This window comes from Enterococcus sp. AZ015, from assembly GCF_050499225.1.
Taxonomy (GTDB): Bacteria; Bacillota; Bacilli; order Lactobacillales; family Enterococcaceae; genus Enterococcus_D; species Enterococcus_D entomosocium.
Genome location: NZ_JBMHEX010000001.1, coordinates 3,254,265 through 3,271,749, shown reverse-complemented (window position 1 = coordinate 3,271,749; position 17,485 = coordinate 3,254,265). Strand labels below are relative to the sequence as shown.

The 17,485-nt window shown below is 43.2% G+C and carries 19 protein-coding genes; 15 read left to right on the top strand and 4 right to left on the bottom strand.

Translation table 11 applies throughout. The annotated features are described in order from the left end of the window. Positions 1-102 precede the first annotated feature (102 nt). The 6 genes from IGK85_RS15360 (at position 103) to IGK85_RS15335 (ending at position 5,322) form a co-directional block, all read left to right on the top strand. Positions 103-420, top strand: a complete 318-nt coding sequence (locus IGK85_RS15360) for a PTS cellobiose transporter subunit IIB (protein WP_008380187.1) — start codon at positions 103-105, stop codon at positions 418-420. A gap of 64 nt (positions 421-484) precedes the next feature. Further along, a complete protein-coding gene (locus tag IGK85_RS15355; protein WP_008380185.1) occupies positions 485-2,509 on the top strand; it encodes a BglG family transcription antiterminator in 2,025 nt (674 codons plus the stop codon). Between the two features lie 22 nt (positions 2,510-2,531). After that, positions 2,532-2,846: a PTS cellobiose transporter subunit IIA gene (locus tag IGK85_RS15350; RefSeq protein ID WP_016620318.1), complete on the top strand. Its 315-nt coding sequence runs from the start codon at positions 2,532-2,534 to the stop codon at positions 2,844-2,846. A 15-nt stretch (positions 2,847-2,861) separates the two neighbouring features. Continuing rightward, positions 2,862-3,365: a hypothetical protein gene (locus IGK85_RS15345; RefSeq protein WP_008380180.1), complete on the top strand. Its 504-nt coding sequence runs from the start codon at positions 2,862-2,864 to the stop codon at positions 3,363-3,365. A 7-nt stretch (positions 3,366-3,372) separates the two neighbouring features. After that, complete coding sequence (gene celB, locus IGK85_RS15340) at positions 3,373-4,728, top strand: PTS cellobiose transporter subunit IIC (protein WP_008380179.1); 1,356 nt, start codon at positions 3,373-3,375, stop codon at positions 4,726-4,728. Positions 4,729-4,854: 126 nt separating this feature from the next. Beyond that, entirely contained in the window at positions 4,855-5,322 is a 468-nt protein-coding gene (locus IGK85_RS15335) for a TspO/MBR family protein (RefSeq protein WP_005233316.1), read from the top strand. A 47-nt stretch (positions 5,323-5,369) separates the two neighbouring features. On the opposite strand, the gene IGK85_RS15330 is transcribed toward IGK85_RS15335, so the two are convergent. Next, complete coding sequence (locus IGK85_RS15330) at positions 5,370-7,175, bottom strand: M3 family oligoendopeptidase (protein WP_035006905.1); 1,806 nt, start codon at positions 7,173-7,175, stop codon at positions 5,370-5,372. A gap of 391 nt (positions 7,176-7,566) precedes the next feature. On the opposite strand from IGK85_RS15330, the gene arcA reads away from it, so the two are divergent. The 8 genes from arcA to IGK85_RS15290 all read left to right on the top strand — a co-directional run bounded on the left by arcA (position 7,567) and on the right by IGK85_RS15290 (position 15,083). Continuing rightward, positions 7,567-8,790 (top strand): arginine deiminase, encoded by a 1,224-nt coding sequence (gene arcA / locus IGK85_RS15325; RefSeq protein ID WP_008380174.1) that lies wholly within the window; start codon positions 7,567-7,569, stop codon positions 8,788-8,790. Positions 8,791-8,809: 19 nt separating this feature from the next. Beyond that, entirely contained in the window at positions 8,810-9,829 is a 1,020-nt protein-coding gene (argF, locus tag IGK85_RS15320; RefSeq protein WP_008380172.1) for an ornithine carbamoyltransferase, read from the top strand. 17 nt (positions 9,830-9,846) lie between these two features. Next, positions 9,847-10,782: a carbamate kinase gene (arcC, locus tag IGK85_RS15315; RefSeq protein ID WP_005233327.1), complete on the top strand. Its 936-nt coding sequence runs from the start codon at positions 9,847-9,849 to the stop codon at positions 10,780-10,782. Between the two features lie 42 nt (positions 10,783-10,824). Continuing rightward, positions 10,825-11,514: a Crp/Fnr family transcriptional regulator gene (locus IGK85_RS15310; protein ID WP_008380170.1), complete on the top strand. Its 690-nt coding sequence runs from the start codon at positions 10,825-10,827 to the stop codon at positions 11,512-11,514. A gap of 44 nt (positions 11,515-11,558) precedes the next feature. Further along, positions 11,559-13,010, top strand: a complete 1,452-nt coding sequence (locus tag IGK85_RS15305) for a YfcC family protein (protein WP_008380167.1) — start codon at positions 11,559-11,561, stop codon at positions 13,008-13,010. A gap of 77 nt (positions 13,011-13,087) precedes the next feature. Beyond that, positions 13,088-13,594, top strand: a complete 507-nt coding sequence (locus IGK85_RS15300; RefSeq protein WP_005233333.1) for an arginine repressor — start codon at positions 13,088-13,090, stop codon at positions 13,592-13,594. Positions 13,595-13,808: 214 nt separating this feature from the next. Continuing rightward, entirely contained in the window at positions 13,809-14,324 is a 516-nt protein-coding gene (locus IGK85_RS15295) for a VanZ family protein (RefSeq protein ID WP_008380164.1), read from the top strand. A gap of 63 nt (positions 14,325-14,387) precedes the next feature. Further along, a complete protein-coding gene (locus tag IGK85_RS15290; protein ID WP_008380162.1) occupies positions 14,388-15,083 on the top strand; it encodes a YoaK family protein in 696 nt (231 codons plus the stop codon). A gap of 33 nt (positions 15,084-15,116) precedes the next feature. Here the strand turns inward: IGK85_RS15290 and IGK85_RS15285 are convergent, their stop codons facing one another. From IGK85_RS15285 to IGK85_RS15275, 3 genes are all read right to left on the bottom strand, one after another. After that, on the bottom strand, positions 15,117-15,446 hold the full coding sequence (locus IGK85_RS15285) for an SdpI family protein (protein ID WP_016611997.1): 330 nt from the start codon (positions 15,444-15,446) through the stop codon (positions 15,117-15,119). 161 nt (positions 15,447-15,607) lie between these two features. Next, positions 15,608-16,090 carry a VOC family protein gene (locus IGK85_RS15280; RefSeq protein WP_005233337.1) on the bottom strand — a complete coding sequence of 161 codons (483 nt, stop codon included), beginning with the start codon at positions 16,088-16,090 and terminating at the stop codon, positions 15,608-15,610. Positions 16,091-16,129: 39 nt separating this feature from the next. Beyond that, the gene (locus tag IGK85_RS15275) at positions 16,130-17,008 is read right to left on the bottom strand and encodes an aldo/keto reductase (RefSeq protein ID WP_016611992.1); all 879 of its coding nucleotides are present in this window, start codon (positions 17,006-17,008) and stop codon (positions 16,130-16,132) included. 97 nt (positions 17,009-17,105) lie between these two features. Here IGK85_RS15275 and IGK85_RS15270 point away from each other — a divergent pair, with 97 nt between their 5' ends. Beyond that, positions 17,106-17,474, top strand: a complete 369-nt coding sequence (locus tag IGK85_RS15270; RefSeq protein WP_005233339.1) for a winged helix-turn-helix transcriptional regulator — start codon at positions 17,106-17,108, stop codon at positions 17,472-17,474. The last annotated feature ends 11 nt before the right edge of the window (positions 17,475-17,485 follow it).

Genomic DNA, 17,485 nt, shown 5'->3' with positions numbered 1-17,485 from the left:
ACTGATTTATTCAACGTAAGGAAAATCAGTACTACACCACTATTTAGCAGCTACTGAACATAGATAGTGAAAATGAGTGTATTCGTTAAGGAGGAAAACTATATGAAAAAAGCATTAATCATCTGTGCAGGCGGTATGTCTTCATCGGTCATTGCAAAAAAAACGACGGAATATTTTAAAGAGCGAGGAAAAGAAATTGAACTAGATGCAACGTCTGCCTCTCAAGGAGCAGCCACGATCGCCAAAGATGAATACGACCTATACTTAGTCAGCCCTCAAACTAAGATGTACTTTGCGAATCTTGAAAAAGCTGCCATCAAGTACCAACGACCCATCGTAAATATTCCGCCCCAAGCCTATGTTCCGATACCGATGGGCATTGAAAAATTAGCTGCTGTGGTAGAACAAAATATCAAATAGCAGTTCAAAGCAGTTCAAATAAGTAGCTAGATGAAAATAGGTTGATGAAAAAGGTTGATGAATAATGTTGAGTAAAAAAGAAATCATCATGCTAAAGATGCTCTACCAAAACCGCAACACATACACTAGCAGCAAACAGATCGCAAATCAACTGGGGGTCTCGGATCGGACTACTCGCAAGTACGTTCAAGGTCTGGGACTTATCCTGAAGAACCATAAGATTGGTCAAATTTGTGCCAAGCAAGGACAGGGGTATCGCTTGAACATCACGGACCAGCGTTCCTTTGATCTGTTTTATTCAGAGAAGACCAATCTCAGGCCAACAGCTGACGATCTAACCACGATCAATGAAGCCAATGACCGGCAATATTTTTTGTTAAATCAATTGTTATTTGGGCATAAGCCCGTTTTTGTTGATGATTTGGCAGCGGATCTATGTGTTTCGCGCTCGACGATTTCAAATGATATCGTTGAAATCAAGCAATTATTAAAGCCTTATACGATCGAGTTGAAACATCGAACCAGTCAAGGCATTTATGTTGAAGGATCTGAAAACAGTCTGCGGCATTTCATCATGAATTACTTTTTCATGAATCGCCTGCAAGACAATCTTTATGCATTCTCAATGTACAAACATCTATTAGAGGGGATAGCGATCGAGGAGATCGTGATCATCGTCTTGGACACCTGCCGTAAATACTTTTTGAAACTCTCTGATTTTATGATCTACACGATCGTCCTGCATATAGGCTTAGCGATAAAACGGCTGCAGTCGGGCTTTGAGATCCAGCTGCATCCGCAGGATCCTGAATTGGAACAAGAAGCAGAATACCAGTCGGCTATAGAAATCGTTGAGAAGATTCGCCAACAGATGAGCATTGCTTTGCCGCCAGAAGAGGCTTTTTATATCGCCATTCACTTAAAAAACAAACTAGTTTCCGAAACTATCCGTGAACAGATCGATTTAGATGATAACGAGGTCAAACAACAGCTGTTAGCTGTTTTGCATAAAATCGATCAAGAAACCGGCTTTTGCTTAGTCGAAGATCCACTGTTGATAGAAGGGCTGATGATGCATATCACCCCCTTATTGCAACGATTGAATAACGGTACGAGTATGGAGAATCCTTTGCTAGAGACCATCAAAAAAGATTACAGTGACTTTTTTCAGTTAACGATTCGGCATTTTTCTGATGTTCCCTTCTTTGCCCCCTATAGAGTGACCGAAGGAGAGCTTGCCTATTTGACGATCCATTTAACTGCTGCGATGGAACGCTTAGCGAATCAACAAAAAGCCAAGGTCATAGTGATCTGTGCAACAGGAATTGGTAGTTCGCAAATGTTAAAAAATCGTTTGGAACACGAACTTGGTTCAAAAATCGTGATTGAAGATATGATCAGCTATTACGAAATCAGTGAACAAAAACTAGCAGGGATCGATTTGATCATTTCATCCATCAAAGTACCAGATGTGGTTCTAAATATCCCCATCGTCACCGTCAGTGTTTTTTTAGATAAAAAAGATATCCAAAAAATCAATCGCCAGTTGAAGCAGTATAAAATCAAAAAACAGTATGGTAGCATACTGAAACAACAGCCGAAATCTTTATCTGACAAGGAGCGGGAATTGATTGAGACCAGCTTTCGCTCAGAACTTTTTCTGCTGATAGAGGAAGAGACTGACAAAGCAACTGTTATGGATCAGTTGCTGACGAAAATTGAAGGCTTGGAAAAACGTTCAGTGAAAGAAGCGCTAGGCAAGCAGCTTGCTTTACGAGAAGCCTATAGCTCAGTAGCTTTTTCGGATCATTTGGCGGTGGCGCACCCCATTGAACCGATCACCAATGATGCTTATGCGGCCGTTGCTATACTAAAACAAGGCATAAAATGGGATGACGAGCATGACCAGATCCAGCTGATTTTCTTACTTTCCCCTGATCGATTGGGGCAAGTAGAATTGAACAAAATCAGCCAACTGTTAGTACCGATCATTGAAGATGAATCATTTAAAGATGCACTCATAGCAAGTGGTGATTTTGAACATTTTATGAAATGTTTTATTGGGTATCACCTAGAAGCACATATATAGCACATGTAAGGGAGAAAGAACAATGGAATCAGAAAAATTACAAGAGACCGCTTTTCAAATCATTCTTAGCAGCGGGGATGCTCGGACAATCGTTCATGAAGCATTCCAAGAGATGCGCCAAGGAACTTTTGAAGCAGCACAAGCAAAACTGGATCAAGCAAATGAAGCACTAGTAGAGGCCCATAAAGCACAGACGGGCTTATTACAAGAATACGCCAGCGGCGAAAAAATCGACATGGAGATTATCATGGTCCATGCACAAGATCATCTAATGACAACGATGACTTTGCGAGAAGTGGCGATTGAAATGCTGGCGTTATACCAGCGAGAGCGGTAGAAAGGAAGGAAACAAATGACCAATCAAGAACAACAGAAAAAAATGGCAGAAAAAAATTTTCGGTTTAATCGCTTTTTATTTCTAAGGTATGTATTAGCAGTGTTTTTCTTTGCAAATCTTTATTGGTTATTGGCTGCGATGGCCAGCAATGCCCTACTCCTGATTCTTCCGCTGGCGCTGTTGGTTTTGGCTATTTCGGCAATTGGAGAATACGTGCGCCTTTATGGCAGCCACTCAGAGCAAATAGCAGAAAAACTGCGGTGGACGCGCTTGTTTTATCTTTGTCAACTGACGATGAATCTCCTTTTATGCGCCGTTTGTTTCTTCTCTCCTCTGTTTTCATTCGTTTTTCCTTTTCTTGATAATACACTGCACAATCGAGGCATTCTTACACTCTGGCTTAGTGTGGGGCTAACGTTAGCTGCGCTATGTTTGCAGCGTGTGAATAAGATCCGTCGCAAAAAAGATACGTATTATGGATATATTAAAGAATACCAAAAACTCATTGAAGGGAAGTAGTTACATTATGGAACAATCAAATAGCAAGTTGTTCAGTCTCTTAGAAACGGCCGTCATGGGACCGTTAGGAAAAGTGGCACAGTTCAAAATCGTACGTGCCATCATGGCTGCTGGGATGGCTTCGATTCCTTTTACGATCGTTGGCTCGATGTTTTTAGTTATCAATGTATTGCCGCAGACCTTTACCTTTTTAGAAGATTTCTTCAATAATACTTTTTTCAGAGTCAGTGAATTGTATATGCTGGCAAACAGCACGACAATGGGACTTTTGGCATTATATTTTTGTATCGTTCTCGGCTATGAATACACCAAGATCTATGCGGAAGAAGAAGAGTTGGATCTTGCGCCTATGAGTGGGGCGTTACTATCGATGTTTGCCTTTTTCATGTCGATCCCACAATTGATGATTGTGGATGGCAACATGTCACGGATCACCGATCAAGAAAATGCCATCATCAATGGCTGGGCGATCGGTGGCGACGGGGTGGAGCGTTTAGGAACGACCGGGATATTTACCGGTATCATTATGGCGGTGTTGGCCGTTCAGTTGTACCGTTTATGTGTGACGAAAAAATGGGTCATCAAAATGCCTGAAGAAGTCCCATTAGGGGTTGCCCGTGCCTTTACAGCATTGATTCCCGCCTTTGTTGTGGCCTTCACGGTTCTTATCATCAATGGCGCATTAGTTGCAGCAGGAACGGATATTTTCCAAATCATTGCGGTACCTTTTGGGTTTGTTACCAATTTGACCAACAGTTGGTTAGGTTTGATGGTGATTTACTTTTTAGTCAGTGCATTATGGTTAGTAGGGATTCATGGCGCAAATATCATTTTCTCTGTATTGACGCCAATCACCTTAGGCAATTTGACAGCCAATGCTGAGGGCGCCAATTTTGCATTAGCTGGTGAGTTTAACAATGCGTATGTGACCGTCGGTGGTTCAGGGGCAACGCTAGGTCTCGCTTTATTCTTGGTTTATCTGGCGAAATCAAAACAATTAAGAGTGTTAGGAAAAGCTTCGATCATTCCAGCATTATTCAATATTAACGAGCCGTTGATTTTCGGGATTCCTTTGATTTATAATCCTTTCTTAGCGATTCCCTTTTTCTTAGCACCGATGGCATCCGCATCGATTGCCTATTTTGCGATCGAATTGGAAATCATTCGACCGATGATCGCCCAAATGCCATGGCCTTCTCCAATCGGCATCGGCGCATTTATTGGAAGTGGAGGCGATTGGAAAGCCGCAGTTTGTGCTTTCTTATGTGCAGGCGTTGCCTTTTTGATCTACTTCCCATTCGCTCGTTCTTATGACGCAGGCCTAGTCAAGCAAGAAGCCCAAGAAGGGGAACAAGCAGCATAAATCGAAAGGAATAAGAAAGAAACGTCCACACGGCCGTTTCTTTTTTTAAGCGTTCTATTCTGCTTTTTTTCGATTCGATGGTACGATGAAACTAGTGAGTTATGAAAAAAAGAAGGAGTGGAGAACATGAAATTTTTAATTTGGCTGGTCTGTGTGATCGGCATTGAAGCAACAGGAATCATCTCGAGTTTGTTTGCAGGGGACATTGCCGGAACGTATGCGCAAATGGAAAAACCCTTTTTAGCCCCTCCTGGCGGGATCATTGGGATCGTTTGGACGATTTTGTATGCCTTTATGGGAACGGCGTTGTATCTGTTGATCGTCGCCAAAGTCAATCCAGCGCTTAAAAAGAATGCCTACATCTTCTTTGCGATCCAGCAAGTATTAAACTTCTTTTGGAGTATCGTTTTCTTTGGCTGGAATGCTTACTGGGCAGGAACGGTCATTATTGTCTTGTTAGTGTTATCAGTGATTATTTGTATGATCCTCTTTGCTCGCATCGACAAAAAAGCGATGTACTTGTTTATTCCTTATTTGATTTGGTGTTTATACGCCGGCTACTTAACGATTGGCTTAACTTTATTGAATGCCTGATAGAAAAACCCTCTTCCAAGCGTCTTGTTGGAAGAGGGTTTTTTCTTTTAGATATAGTCTTCAGTCAATTCCATAAAGCTGGCAACATCTTTTAGGACCATGTCGATCCCTGCTTGCCAGAAGTCTGGTTTCGTTAAATCGACACCAAGGTGTTTTTGCGACAGTTCTTCCGTCGTCATTGAAGCAGTATCTTGCAATAAAGCAATGTATTCTTCTTCAAAGCTAGACCCTTTTTCATTGGCATACGCGTAGATCCCCATACTAAAGAGGTAACCAAAGGTGTAAGGGAAGTTGTAGAACGGCACATCGTCAATAAAGAAGTGCAATTTGGCTGCCCAGAAATGTGGGTGATAAGTCGCTAACCCATCCGCATAGCTTTCTTTTTGCGCCGCAGTCATCATTTCCGTGATTTGTTCCGCTGAAACCAAGCCCTTTTGACGAGCTTGATAGAAGCTGTTCTCAAAAATAAAACGTGCGTGGATGTTCATGAACATCGCGATCGCATTTTGCATTTTAGCATCCAATAGATTGATTTTTTCTTCTTTTGTCGTTGCTTCTTTGAGGGTTGCATCAGCAACGATCAATTCAGCAAAGGTACTTGCTGTTTCGGCAACGTTCATGGCATAGTTGCGGTTTAATTCTGGCAGCTCCCAAAGAACGCTGCTGTGAAAAGCGTGACCGAGCTCATGGGCAAGCGTCGCTACTTCGTTGACAGAATTGCTGTAGGTCATGAAAATACGTGATTCTTTGGTTTCTGGCAAGCTGGTGCAATAGCCGCCAGGACGTTTGCCGGGACGATCTTCTGCTTCGATCCAGCTTTTTTCAAAAGCGACTTGGGCAAAGTCAGCCATTTTTGGGCTGAACTTACGGAAGTTGGTCAAAATAAAGTCAGCTGCTTCATCAAAGGTGTAGGTTCTTTCTTCCATGTCCCCAAGGATGATTGGCGCATCTTGGTCTTGCCATTCTATTTTTTCTTTGCCGAAAAGCTGGGCTTTGCGAGTCAAGAAATCAACGATTGGCTGTTTGTTCTTTTGGATTGTGCCCCACATAGCATCCAATGTCGCTTTTTGCAGACGATTGTATTCTAATGGTTCCTTCAAGTAATCAGTGACACCGTGAAGTTTGAAGGTAGAAAGGCGGAAACCGTCTAAGTGGTTCAAGGTATCCGCAAAGAGGTCTTCTTTTTCTGCCCACGTCTTTTCCCAAGTATCGAATAAACGCGCACGAACTTCCGGATCAGGATCGCCCATCATTTTATTGAAGGCTTGACCAGCTGAAAACTTGATCGTCGTGCCGTCTTCTTGAAGGAAAGGAATTTCGATCGAGGCAACGATCGTATCGTAATGTTGGCTCCAAGCATTCAAGCCATCTAAATTTAAAGTGTTGATGATGGTCTCTTCTGCTTCGGATAATAATTCTTTGCCGTCGCGGCGAATCTCGCTTAAACGAAAAGCGACAGGTGCTAAGTTTTCCGCTTTAACTAGTGCTGTCCAATCATCCTCAGAAATTTCTGTCAATTTTTTCGAGAAAACGGTTTGTGCTGCTTGCAGTGCTGGCAATTTTGCGTAGAGGTCACCCGTCAGGATTTTGGCTTTGCTGTCATTGACATTCGCTGAAAGCAAGGCATTGATAAAGCTGCCGCATTGTGAAAATCCTTGACTAATAGTTGCGGATAAATCAAGTAACTCTTCTAATTTTGCTGCATCGTCTTCGCTGTTGGGCGACCATGCATCGACTGTTGTTCGGTAATTTGCAATTTGTTCTTCCAGTTGGCTCATGCGTTCTTTTAATTGAACAGAATCGCTGCCTCCCGGAAAGATTGTTTCCAGATTCCAATTGATTGAATAGGTCATTCCTATCAAACCCCTTTCTTTTCCTTCGATCTTATTAAGTATAGCATAACGAAATTTGGTCGCAACCATCAGAATCCTTATGAAATAAGGGTTCTTGATGAAACTGTACCAAAAACAAAAAATGGAATGTATATCTCCTTGATCTATTGATAGGGCGGAAAAACGTCAAAAATAAAAAAACTATCACATCCTCATCAAATTCTTAGAAAAAAATCGATGGATAAATATTACATATGAAAAAAAACAGCGAGTAAAAAAACGCCTGATGAGCGATATTCGCTTTTTCATGCATAATGCCAAATCCTTTGCGAAAAGAACACGAAATATACCACTGCGAAAGCGTATACAATTAGGTAGCATAGAGGTGTAAACAGAAGAAGGAGGAAGAAAAATGCCAAATGCTATTCATGTTTTTTCAGAGATTGGACGATTGAAGCAAGTCATGCTTCACCGCCCTGGTCGGGAATTGGAGAACCTTGTTCCTGATCATTTGAACCGCCTGCTATTTGATGATATTCCTTTTTTGGAACAAGCCAGAGCAGAACATGATCGGTTTGCGGAAGTCCTACGTCAAAATGATGTGGAGGTGTTGTATCTAGAAGATTTAGCTGCTGAATCGCTCACGTCACCAGAAATCAAACAGCAATTTCTCAAGGATTATTTAGCGGAAACTACAATCCAAAGTTCTGAGATCATCAAAGAAGTCACGGATTATTTTATGTCTTGTGACAATGATCGGGAACTGATCGACAAAACTATGGCTGGTTTAGCCAAAAATGAACTGGAGCTGCCAAATACCCAGAGCCTCGCTGGGACCGTGGATGATCAATACCCATTTCTGATCGATCCAATGCCGAATTTGTATTTTACACGAGATCCCTTTGCGACGATTGGTAACGGAGTATCCTTGAATCGCATGTATTCAGAAACAAGACGGCGCGAAACGTTATACGGCAAATATATTTTTGCTCATCATCCAATGTTCCAGCAAAATCCGCCTCATATGCTTTATGATCGCGCCCAACCAACCCGCATCGAAGGTGGCGACGAATTAGTTCTGTCAAAACATGTGTTGGCGATTGGTATCTCGCAACGAACGGATGCCGCTTCGATTGAGCAGCTGGCCCGCAAAGTGTTCGAAAATGAGCCAAGCTTTGAGTATGTTCTAGCGTTTGACATTGGTCAAGAGCGCAAATTCATGCATTTAGATACGGTATTTACAATGGTCGATCATGACAAGTTTACGATCCATCCAGAAATCGAAGGAGAGCTGACGGTTTATTCAATCTCACGAGCAGGTGATGGGGTGACGATCAAAGAAGAAAAGGACACGTTGGAAAATATTTTATGTCGCTATCTAGAACTAAATACGGTTGAATTGATTCGTTGCGGCGGCAGTGATTTGATTGCAGCAGCTCGGGAACAATGGAATGACGGTTCCAATACCTTGACGATCGCACCTGGCGAAGTCGTCGTATATGACCGCAATACCATCACCAATCAGAAGTTGGCAGAAGCCGGTATCAAATTGCACAAAATCTCCGGCAGTGAATTGGTTCGTGGTCGTGGCGGTCCTCGTTGCATGAGCATGCCATTTGTTAGAGAAGATATTTAAATCAGAGGAGGAATCATCGATGGAACAAGTATTTAAAGGAAGAAGTTTTTTAGCAGAAAAAGATTTTACGAAAGCCGAGTTAGAATACCTCATTGATTTTTCAATCTATTTAAAACAATTGAAAAAACAAAATATTTCTCATCGTTATTTAGAAGGCAAGAACATTGCCCTTTTGTTTGAAAAAACATCGACTCGGACACGGGCGGCCTTTACGACAGCTGCCATCGATCTTGGTGCCCATCCAGAATTTTTAGGCGCGAATGATATTCAGCTAGGCAAAAAAGAATCTGTCGAAGATACAGCAAAAGTTTTAGGCAGCATGTTTGACGGTATTGAGTTTCGTGGATTCAGTCAACAAGTCGTTGAAGATTTAGCCAAATTCTCCGGTGTTCCTGTTTGGAATGGCTTAACCGATGAATGGCACCCAACCCAAATGATCGCTGACTTTATGACGATCAAAGAAAACTTCGGCACCTTGGAAAACATTACGCTAGTTTATGTGGGCGACGGCCGGAACAATATGGCGAATAGTTTGTTAGTGACGGGGGCAATTTTAGGGGTCAACGTTCGTATCTGTGCACCAAAAGAACTTTTCCCAGCGCAAGAAGTGACAGACTATGCCAACAAATTTGCTAAAGAATCTGGCAGTCAGTTGATGGTAACAGATGATATCCAAAAAGGCGTCAAAGATGCAGACGTCTTGTATACCGATGTTTGGGTGTCAATGGGGGAAGAAGACCAGTTCGAAGAGCGGGTGAAGCTGTTGAAAGATTACCAGATCAACCGCGAAATGGTGATGGCCACCGGAAAACAAGACGATGGCTTGATCGTGCTGCACTGCTTGCCAGCGTTCCATGATACGAATACGACATATGGAAAAATGATCGAAGAAAAATTTGGCATTTCTGAAATGGAGATCACAGACGATATTTTCCGTAGTCACTGGGGTCGTCAATTTGAAGAGGCTGAAAACCGGATGCACTCGATCAAAGCGATCATGGCAGTAACATTAGGCGATCTATTTATTCCTAGAGTGTGAGAAGGAGCAGTGAGCAGATGAGTGAAAAGAAACCAACGATCGTTGTCGCCCTTGGCGGCAACGCCATCTTAGCAGAAGATGCCAGTGCCAAAGGGCAAAAAGAGCGACTCAAACAGACCGTGGACTATCTGATTCCCTTGATCCGAAAAGACGTCAATTTGATCATTACTCATGGGAATGGTCCCCAAGTGGGAAACCTGGTTTTGCAGCAGCAAGCGAGCGATTCTAGCAAAAACCCAGCAATGCCTTTAGATACCTGTGTCGCCATGACCCAAGGCAGTATTGGCTATTGGTTGCAAAATGAGCTGAGAATCCAGTTGAAAGCAGCACAAATAGCGAAGCCGGTGGTGACTGTGGTCACGGAAATTACAGTCGATGCCCAAGATCCAGCATTTGCCCATCCGACAAAACCAATCGGGCCTTTCTTAACGGAAACGGCTGCCAAAGAAGCCATGGCGGCTTCAGATGCCATCTACCGGGAAGATGCTGGTCGTGGCTGGCGGAAAGTCGTGGCTAGTCCTGCACCACAAGCGATCCAAGAAGTTGCCAGCATCAAAGCGCTGATTGAACAAAACACGATCGTCATTTGTGCAGGAGGCGGCGGCATTCCCGTGCTAGACAATGGCCTGGGTGTTGAAGCCGTGATCGATAAAGATTTTGCTTCTGAAAAATTGGCTCGATTAGTCGATGCGGATCAGCTGATCATTTTAACGGGCGTAGAAAAAATCGCTTTGAACTTTGGCAAGGAAAGTGAGCAGTGGTTGGATCATGTGACCGCCGCGGAATTGGAAACCTATGTCGATGAAGGCCATTTTTCACCAGGTAGTATGTTGCCGAAAGTACAAGCCGCTTTGAACTTTGTCAAAATGGGGGCGGAAAAACGGGCAGTGATTACTTCTTTAGACAAGCTGGCAGCTATCGATGATGCTGGCACGCAGATCACCTGGAAGTAAGCGAAGCAGCAAAGCAAGACCCAAAACATTGGAGTGAGAAAAATGATCGACCACCAAATAAAAGATCCATCAACAAAAGCGAACAGCTTTCAATGGCTGGAAGAAGAAAATCAGCAGCGTTTGAAAGAGCATATTTACTGCCGTACGTACAAAAAAGGTCAAGTGCTTTTTTATGAAGGCGACGTAAGAGATCGGATATTCCTTGTGATAGAAGGACTTGTGCGGATCGAAAAGACCGACGGAACTGATTCCTATTGTTATGTAGATTTTGTTGGGCCAGATCAGTTATTTCCTTTGATTGGCTTGTTTGAAAGAGACAACTATGATGTATCGGCATTCGCTGCAACAGACATTGTCGTGCAGTTTGCAGCGATGTCACTGTTTGAACCGCTAGTCGTTTCGTCTACAAGTCAGTTGCTGTGGCTCAATCAGCAAATGAGCCGGCAGTTGGAAAAGCAAAGACGCCGTGTCGAGTATTGTGTCACCTCCAGCGCGCAAACAAGAGTCGTTAATACGATTGGTCTTTTGATGATCGAGCATGGGCAGACACAAGGTGAGCAGATTCGCATCCCTTTTCCAGTTTTTATCAATGATATAGCCAAGTACAGTGGAACGACGCGAGAGACAGTCAGTCAAACGCTCAAGGCGCTCGTGCATAAAAGAAAGATTTATTATCGCTACAAAGAACTCATTATTTATGACCAAGATTATTTTTCTCATGTTGCCAAGTAATGGCTGGCAGCAAATAGGATCGATTCAAAAAAGGGGGAACACAGATGAAAAAAAAGCAAAAAGAAAAAAAGTCGCTGACATCATTCAGTATCTTATTTCTGATCATTATCGCCTTGACGGTCGCTTCCTGGCTCTTAGCAGGGCAGCCTTTTGCGCCTTCTTTACCAGCAGGCCAAGAAGAGATGGTCAGCCAAGTGGTGGGTGCCAAGTTTTCTGATTTCTTTATGGCGCCTTTTAACGGATTTCGTGATGCGATCGAGATCTGTGTGTTTATTCTCTGTTTGGGTGGTTTTTTGAATATCGTCACGCGAACAGGCGCTTTGGAAGCCGGGATTCAGCATTTGGTCAAAAAACTCAAAGGCAATGAGTTGATTTTGATTCCGATTTTAATGATCTTGTTTTCGATCGGCGGCTCCACTTATGGAATGGCGGAAGAAACGATTCCTTTTTATTCCTTATTAGCAATAACGATGGTGGCATCAGGTTTTGATACGATCGTCGCAGCAGGAACCGTTATGCTGGGTGCTGGTGCCGGCGTGATTGGCTCCACCGTCAATCCCTTTGCGACCGGCGTTGCGATGGATGCCTTGCGAAGCATCGATATTGCCCCAAACAATGGCACGATCTTAGTAGTCGGGGCATTGCTTTGGTTAGTCACGACCGCATACTGTATCTTTGTGGTGATGTCTTATGCCAAAAAAGTCAAAGCCGACAAAGGCTCCACGATCTTATCGCTGCAAGAGCAAAAAGAAATGGAAGAACATTTTGTCAAAGACACGAACGAAGCCTTGGTGTTTACGCAAAAACATCGCCTGATTTTGACGATTTTTGGTTTATCCTTTGTGATCATGGTGGTTTCCTTGATTCCTTGGGGCGACTTTGATATCCATGTGTTTGACGGTTGGACCGCCTTTTTGACCGGCAATAGCTTCGGTGAATGGTATTTTGGTGATTTGGCCATGTGGTTCTTCTACATCAGTATCATCATTGCGTTGATTCAAGGATTCTCAGAAAAAGAAATCGTGACCAACTTTATCGATGGGGTCAAAGACATTTTATCCGTTGTCTTGATCATCGTTGTGGCACGGGGTGCTTCCTACATTATGCAAACGACGTACTTGGATCTGTTTATTTTGGATCGGGCTTCCCATCTTTTAGAAGGTCTATCACCTGTCCTGTTTGTGATTGGCGCCTACATTTTGTATCTGCTCTTATCGTTCTTGATTCCATCGACTTCCGGACTAGCGTATGTATCGATCCCGATCATGGGGGCCTTGGCGCAAAGCATCGGACTCAATCCGAACGTCATGGTGATGATCTTTACTGCTGGTTGCGGATTAGTGAATTTGATCACACCAACTTCTGGCGTCGTGATGGGGGGATTGGAGCTGGCTCGGGTCAACTATTCCACTTGGACCCGCTTTATGCGCAAACCGTTACTGGTTATCGGAATTTCCAATCTTGCCATTTTAATCTTCTCAATGTTGTTCTTGTAAGCTACGTTTCAAGATGTGAACGAGACGGATCAACTATTTCAGTAAGCGAGGCGACTTGAGAGGAGCGGATCAAGTAAATGAAAAAAAAAGAGCGACAAGCAATTATCAAAAAACTCTTTGTCCTACATCGGATTGAGTCTCAAGAAGAATTGATGAATTTATTAAAAAAAGAAAATGTTTCAGCTACCCAAGCCACGATTTCTAGAGACATGCGGGAAATGAACATCGCTAAAACGTATGCTAAAAACGGTCGGCCGTATTATTCGATCTTTGAATCCAAAGAGCAGGATCTAGAAGACAGAATTGCGTTTTCGATGTATGAGTACCTAAAAAAGATTACGCAGATTGACTTTTTAGTTGTCGTTCATACGGCTGAAAACGGCGCCGATGTGATCGCCAATTATCTTGATGAAATGGAGCTACCAGAAATTGTCGGCACGATTGCAGGGTTTGATATTTTATTGATCATCACGCCGTCACAAGAAGCGGCAGCAGAGGTCGTCGATCGGTTGAACCATTATGTAGAAGGCTACGAGATGGGTTCGTCATTGTTTACTGGAGAAAAAAACGCAAAACAGCCCTGAGAATCGTTGAAGGAGCTGAACGTCACAAGCCCCAAAATCTCACAACCAAACGGGTGACGGCTTTTCATACCGATGGCTATTTTTAAAAAGAAAGAGTGCTTCTAATCTTCACGGAAGCACTCTTTTTGTGTGTGCAATGTCACCACGGTTTGCTGGAAAAACAGTTGCATCACCAAATGAAAATGGTAAGATAGGAAAATGAGGAGTGAAAACTATGAAAAAATTACTGAAAGAACCGAATTTTTACTTTTGTATCGCACTTGCGGTTATGGTCATCCTCTTTATCAGTTCTTCACAAACCTATGAGCAGCAATCACAAATCGGGTTGCTTTCACGAATCTTAAAAAATGAACCATTGAAAGAGTGGCTAGAGAAGATTTCTTTTTCCTATGCTGGTTCGGAGATCAGTATTGCGGAAAAAGGCTATTTTTCATTTGTGGAATTTTTCATTCGTAAAGGCGCGCATTTCTTTACCTATTTTGTCTTAGGGGGCAGTCTGTTCTTCGTTCTCGTATATCGCCGTACGCCGTATTGGCTAGCCGCTTTTTTTGCTTGGTTAGCAGCTACCGGCTATGCTGGGATCGATGAATACCATCAAATGCTGACGGGAGGACGGACGCCGCTTTTTCAAGATGTCATGCTGGATTCAGCTGGAGCACTGACCGCCGTTCTTTTGGGGTGGTTGATTTGTCAGTTATCGAAAAAGTCACCTAAACGCCGCAAAACATAACGAGTTGTCGGCGTTTTTAAGCGTTAAGCTGTTAGAAAGTATAAAAAACAAGAGGCGAAACCAATGGAAAAAAGTTTGAGTAGTGTCAAAGGCAAAACCGAGTTTGTCGTGCATGAAAGTTTGCCGGTGGGGGTTCTTCTCGCGATGGCTGGCGGCTTTTTAGATGCCTATACCTATCTCTTTCACGGTGAAGTGTTTGCGAGCATGCAGTCGGGGAATGTTATTTTGTTAGGGATCAATCTTTCAACGGGGCAGTTTGAACAAGCCTTTCGGTATCTGCCACCAATCTGTATGTTTTTAGTGGGGATCGTGGTGACGAATTATCTGCAGCATCATTTTCCGACTGGTGGTTGGATCGTTTGGCAAAATGCTGCGTTGATCTTTGAAGCAATCGGTATTTTGGTTCTGGGCTTTTTTGCGCGTTCTTTACCCAATGTCCTGGTTGATTCCGGATTATCTTTTTTTGCAGCGATTCAATATGCCGCTTATCGGCGCTTGGCAGGGATGCCCTATGCCACCACGATGACCACTGGCAATTTACGTTCGCTGGCTGATTACTTGTATTTGCGCGGGTTTAAGCAGGACCGATCAGTGACACCCAAGATCATTTCTATTTCCTTGATCATCGGCGGTTTCTTTTTTGGGGCGGTTTTAAGCAGCTTGCTAGGAATTTTCTTGTTCCACCGGACCATCTGGGTGGTTTCAGGAATTTTAGCCCTGGTGTTGGGAATCACGATCCACAGTCAAAATAAAGAATAGAAAAAAGACATTCCACGGAATGTCTTTTTCGTCTTACTTTTTGGTGCTCGCGCGTGAATCTTTGAGATAAAGCGCTATTTCTACCAGCAGTGCTGCTAGAAGATAGCTACCAAGGACGGCTATCTGGTAAAATTTCTCTTCAATCAGCTCGTTGCGCTGCAGCAAAATGACCCCACCTAGAAAGAGCATCGCCAACAGGGAGAACCACTGCTGGGAAAAACGCCAATTGCTGACACTGGCTGTACTGCGCTTGGTGCGAAAGCCGAATATATAATTGGGTTCTTCTCGGTAAAAGAACCGGAAGACGATGAAAAAAATACCCGTAAAAATCAACAACAAAAGACCAATATCGATCGAGATCACTTCCTTTCAAGCGAGGTTTGTTGGGAAAATCAGCGAATAAAAAGGATTATCTATTTATTGTACTCGCTGTAAAGGGTTCTATGAAGGGGAACTATTGAAAAAATAGATAGTTTTGCGTAAATAAAAAGGGAGGGCGCTATAAGTCGCCATCCCTTTTTCAATTATCCGCGTTGAAATGGTCCTTTAGGTGCAATCAGTTCAAGATTGGTACCATCTGGATCTGTAAAGTAGGCAACACCTGTCCCGAAGCCGCTTTTTAAACCATCTTGTTCTTCAAAAACGATTGGGGTACCGTCAGGTTCAACCCCGATGGCTTTTAGACGAGCAACGGCTTCATCAATATTTTCGACTTCAAAACAAAGATGCATGGCACTGATTTGCTCATTGGAATAGCTAGCTTTGTTGGATTTTGGTTCGACGTATTCTAAAAGGTCGATGTTGAGATTGTCTAAATGAAGATTGGCGTATTTGATCAATGTATCCTCTAAACCTTGCGTTTGCGCCATTCGTTTGCCACCGATCGTATCTTGATTGGCGATTTTCTTTCCAGTTAATGCTTCATAAAATTGGATGGAACGTTCGAGATTGCTGACGGTGATTCCCACGTGGTTCACCATTGAAAAGCCTGTGTTTGTGTTTGTCATTATACTTCCTCCTAAGGTTTTGTTTAGTATATCGTTTGGTTAATGAAAATCGAATGTGTCTGGATCTGGACCCACTCGCAGGTCCTCATTTAATGCGTTCAAGCGAGCCATTTCATCTTCTGATAAATGGAAATCAAAAATCGCTGCATTGGCGCGCATTCGCTCAGGGTGTGTCGATTTGACATTGACTAAGATTCCTTGTTGGATAGCCCAGCGTAAAAGCACTTGTGCCGCTGATTTTTGCTGTGCATCGGCGATCGCCAAGACGGTTTCCTCTTTCAGCAGTTTGCCTTGCATCAAAGGTGACCAAGCTTGGATCGCAATCCCCTTTTCAGCACAAAAGTCCCGCAGGTCTTGCTGCGTAAGTTTGGGATGCAGTTCGATCTGATTGACGACAGGAACGACCTTAGCAGCGGCCAATAGTTGCTCCAAGTGATGAATCTGGAAGTTGCTGACCCCGATTGCTTTGATTTTTCCAGCGGCATACAAGTCTTCCAAGGCGCGCCATGACTCTTGAAATGCCTGGTTTCCCGGCCAATGGATCAAGTACAAGTCGAGATACTCGAGGTTTAAGCGGGCCAAACTTTCATTGAAAGCATGGATCGTTTCATCATAAGTTAAATGATCGTTCCAAAGTTTGGAAGTGACAAAGAGTTCTTCACGAGCCAACCCCGTTTCTTGTAAGCCTTGTTTGATTCCTTCCCCTGTTCCTGTTTCGTTGCCGTAAATAGCCGCCGTATCAATCAGGCGATACCCATTGATAATGGCCTGTTTCACGACCTCTGCTGTTTCAGCTTCAGGGATTTGAAAGACACCTAACCCCAAACCGGGGATTTTGCTGCCGTTGTTCAGTGTAACGGTATCCGATAATTTTTCGATCATAAAAACATCTCCTTTATTTTTTTCTGTAATCATCATATAATGAGGAGGTAAGGTTGTGTAGTACGTACTTTTTTGTTTGATACACACATTTTGGTAACATTTGTGTGTTTACAGACTTGATGAGGTGAAAAAAATGGAAGAAAAAATTTATAATATCGGTGTAGAAGCAACGATGGATGTCATCGGCGGGAAATGGAAACCAATCATTCTTTGTAATTTACGCCATGGGGCATTGCGTCCTAGTGATTTACGGCGAAAAATTCCTGGCATCAGTCAAAAAATGTTGACGCAGCAATTGCGGGAACTAGAAGAGTCTGATATCGTTACCCGCAAATCCTATAATCAAGTACCACCCAAAGTTGAGTATTCCTTGAGTGAATATGGAGAAACGTTAGGCGGCTTATTGGATACCCTTTGCCAGTGGGGCACGATGCACGTCGCTGCGCTACAAGACAAAGGAGAACAAGTTACTTTGTTAGAACAAGAAGAGGCGATTGTCTAGCAGAGGGCAAG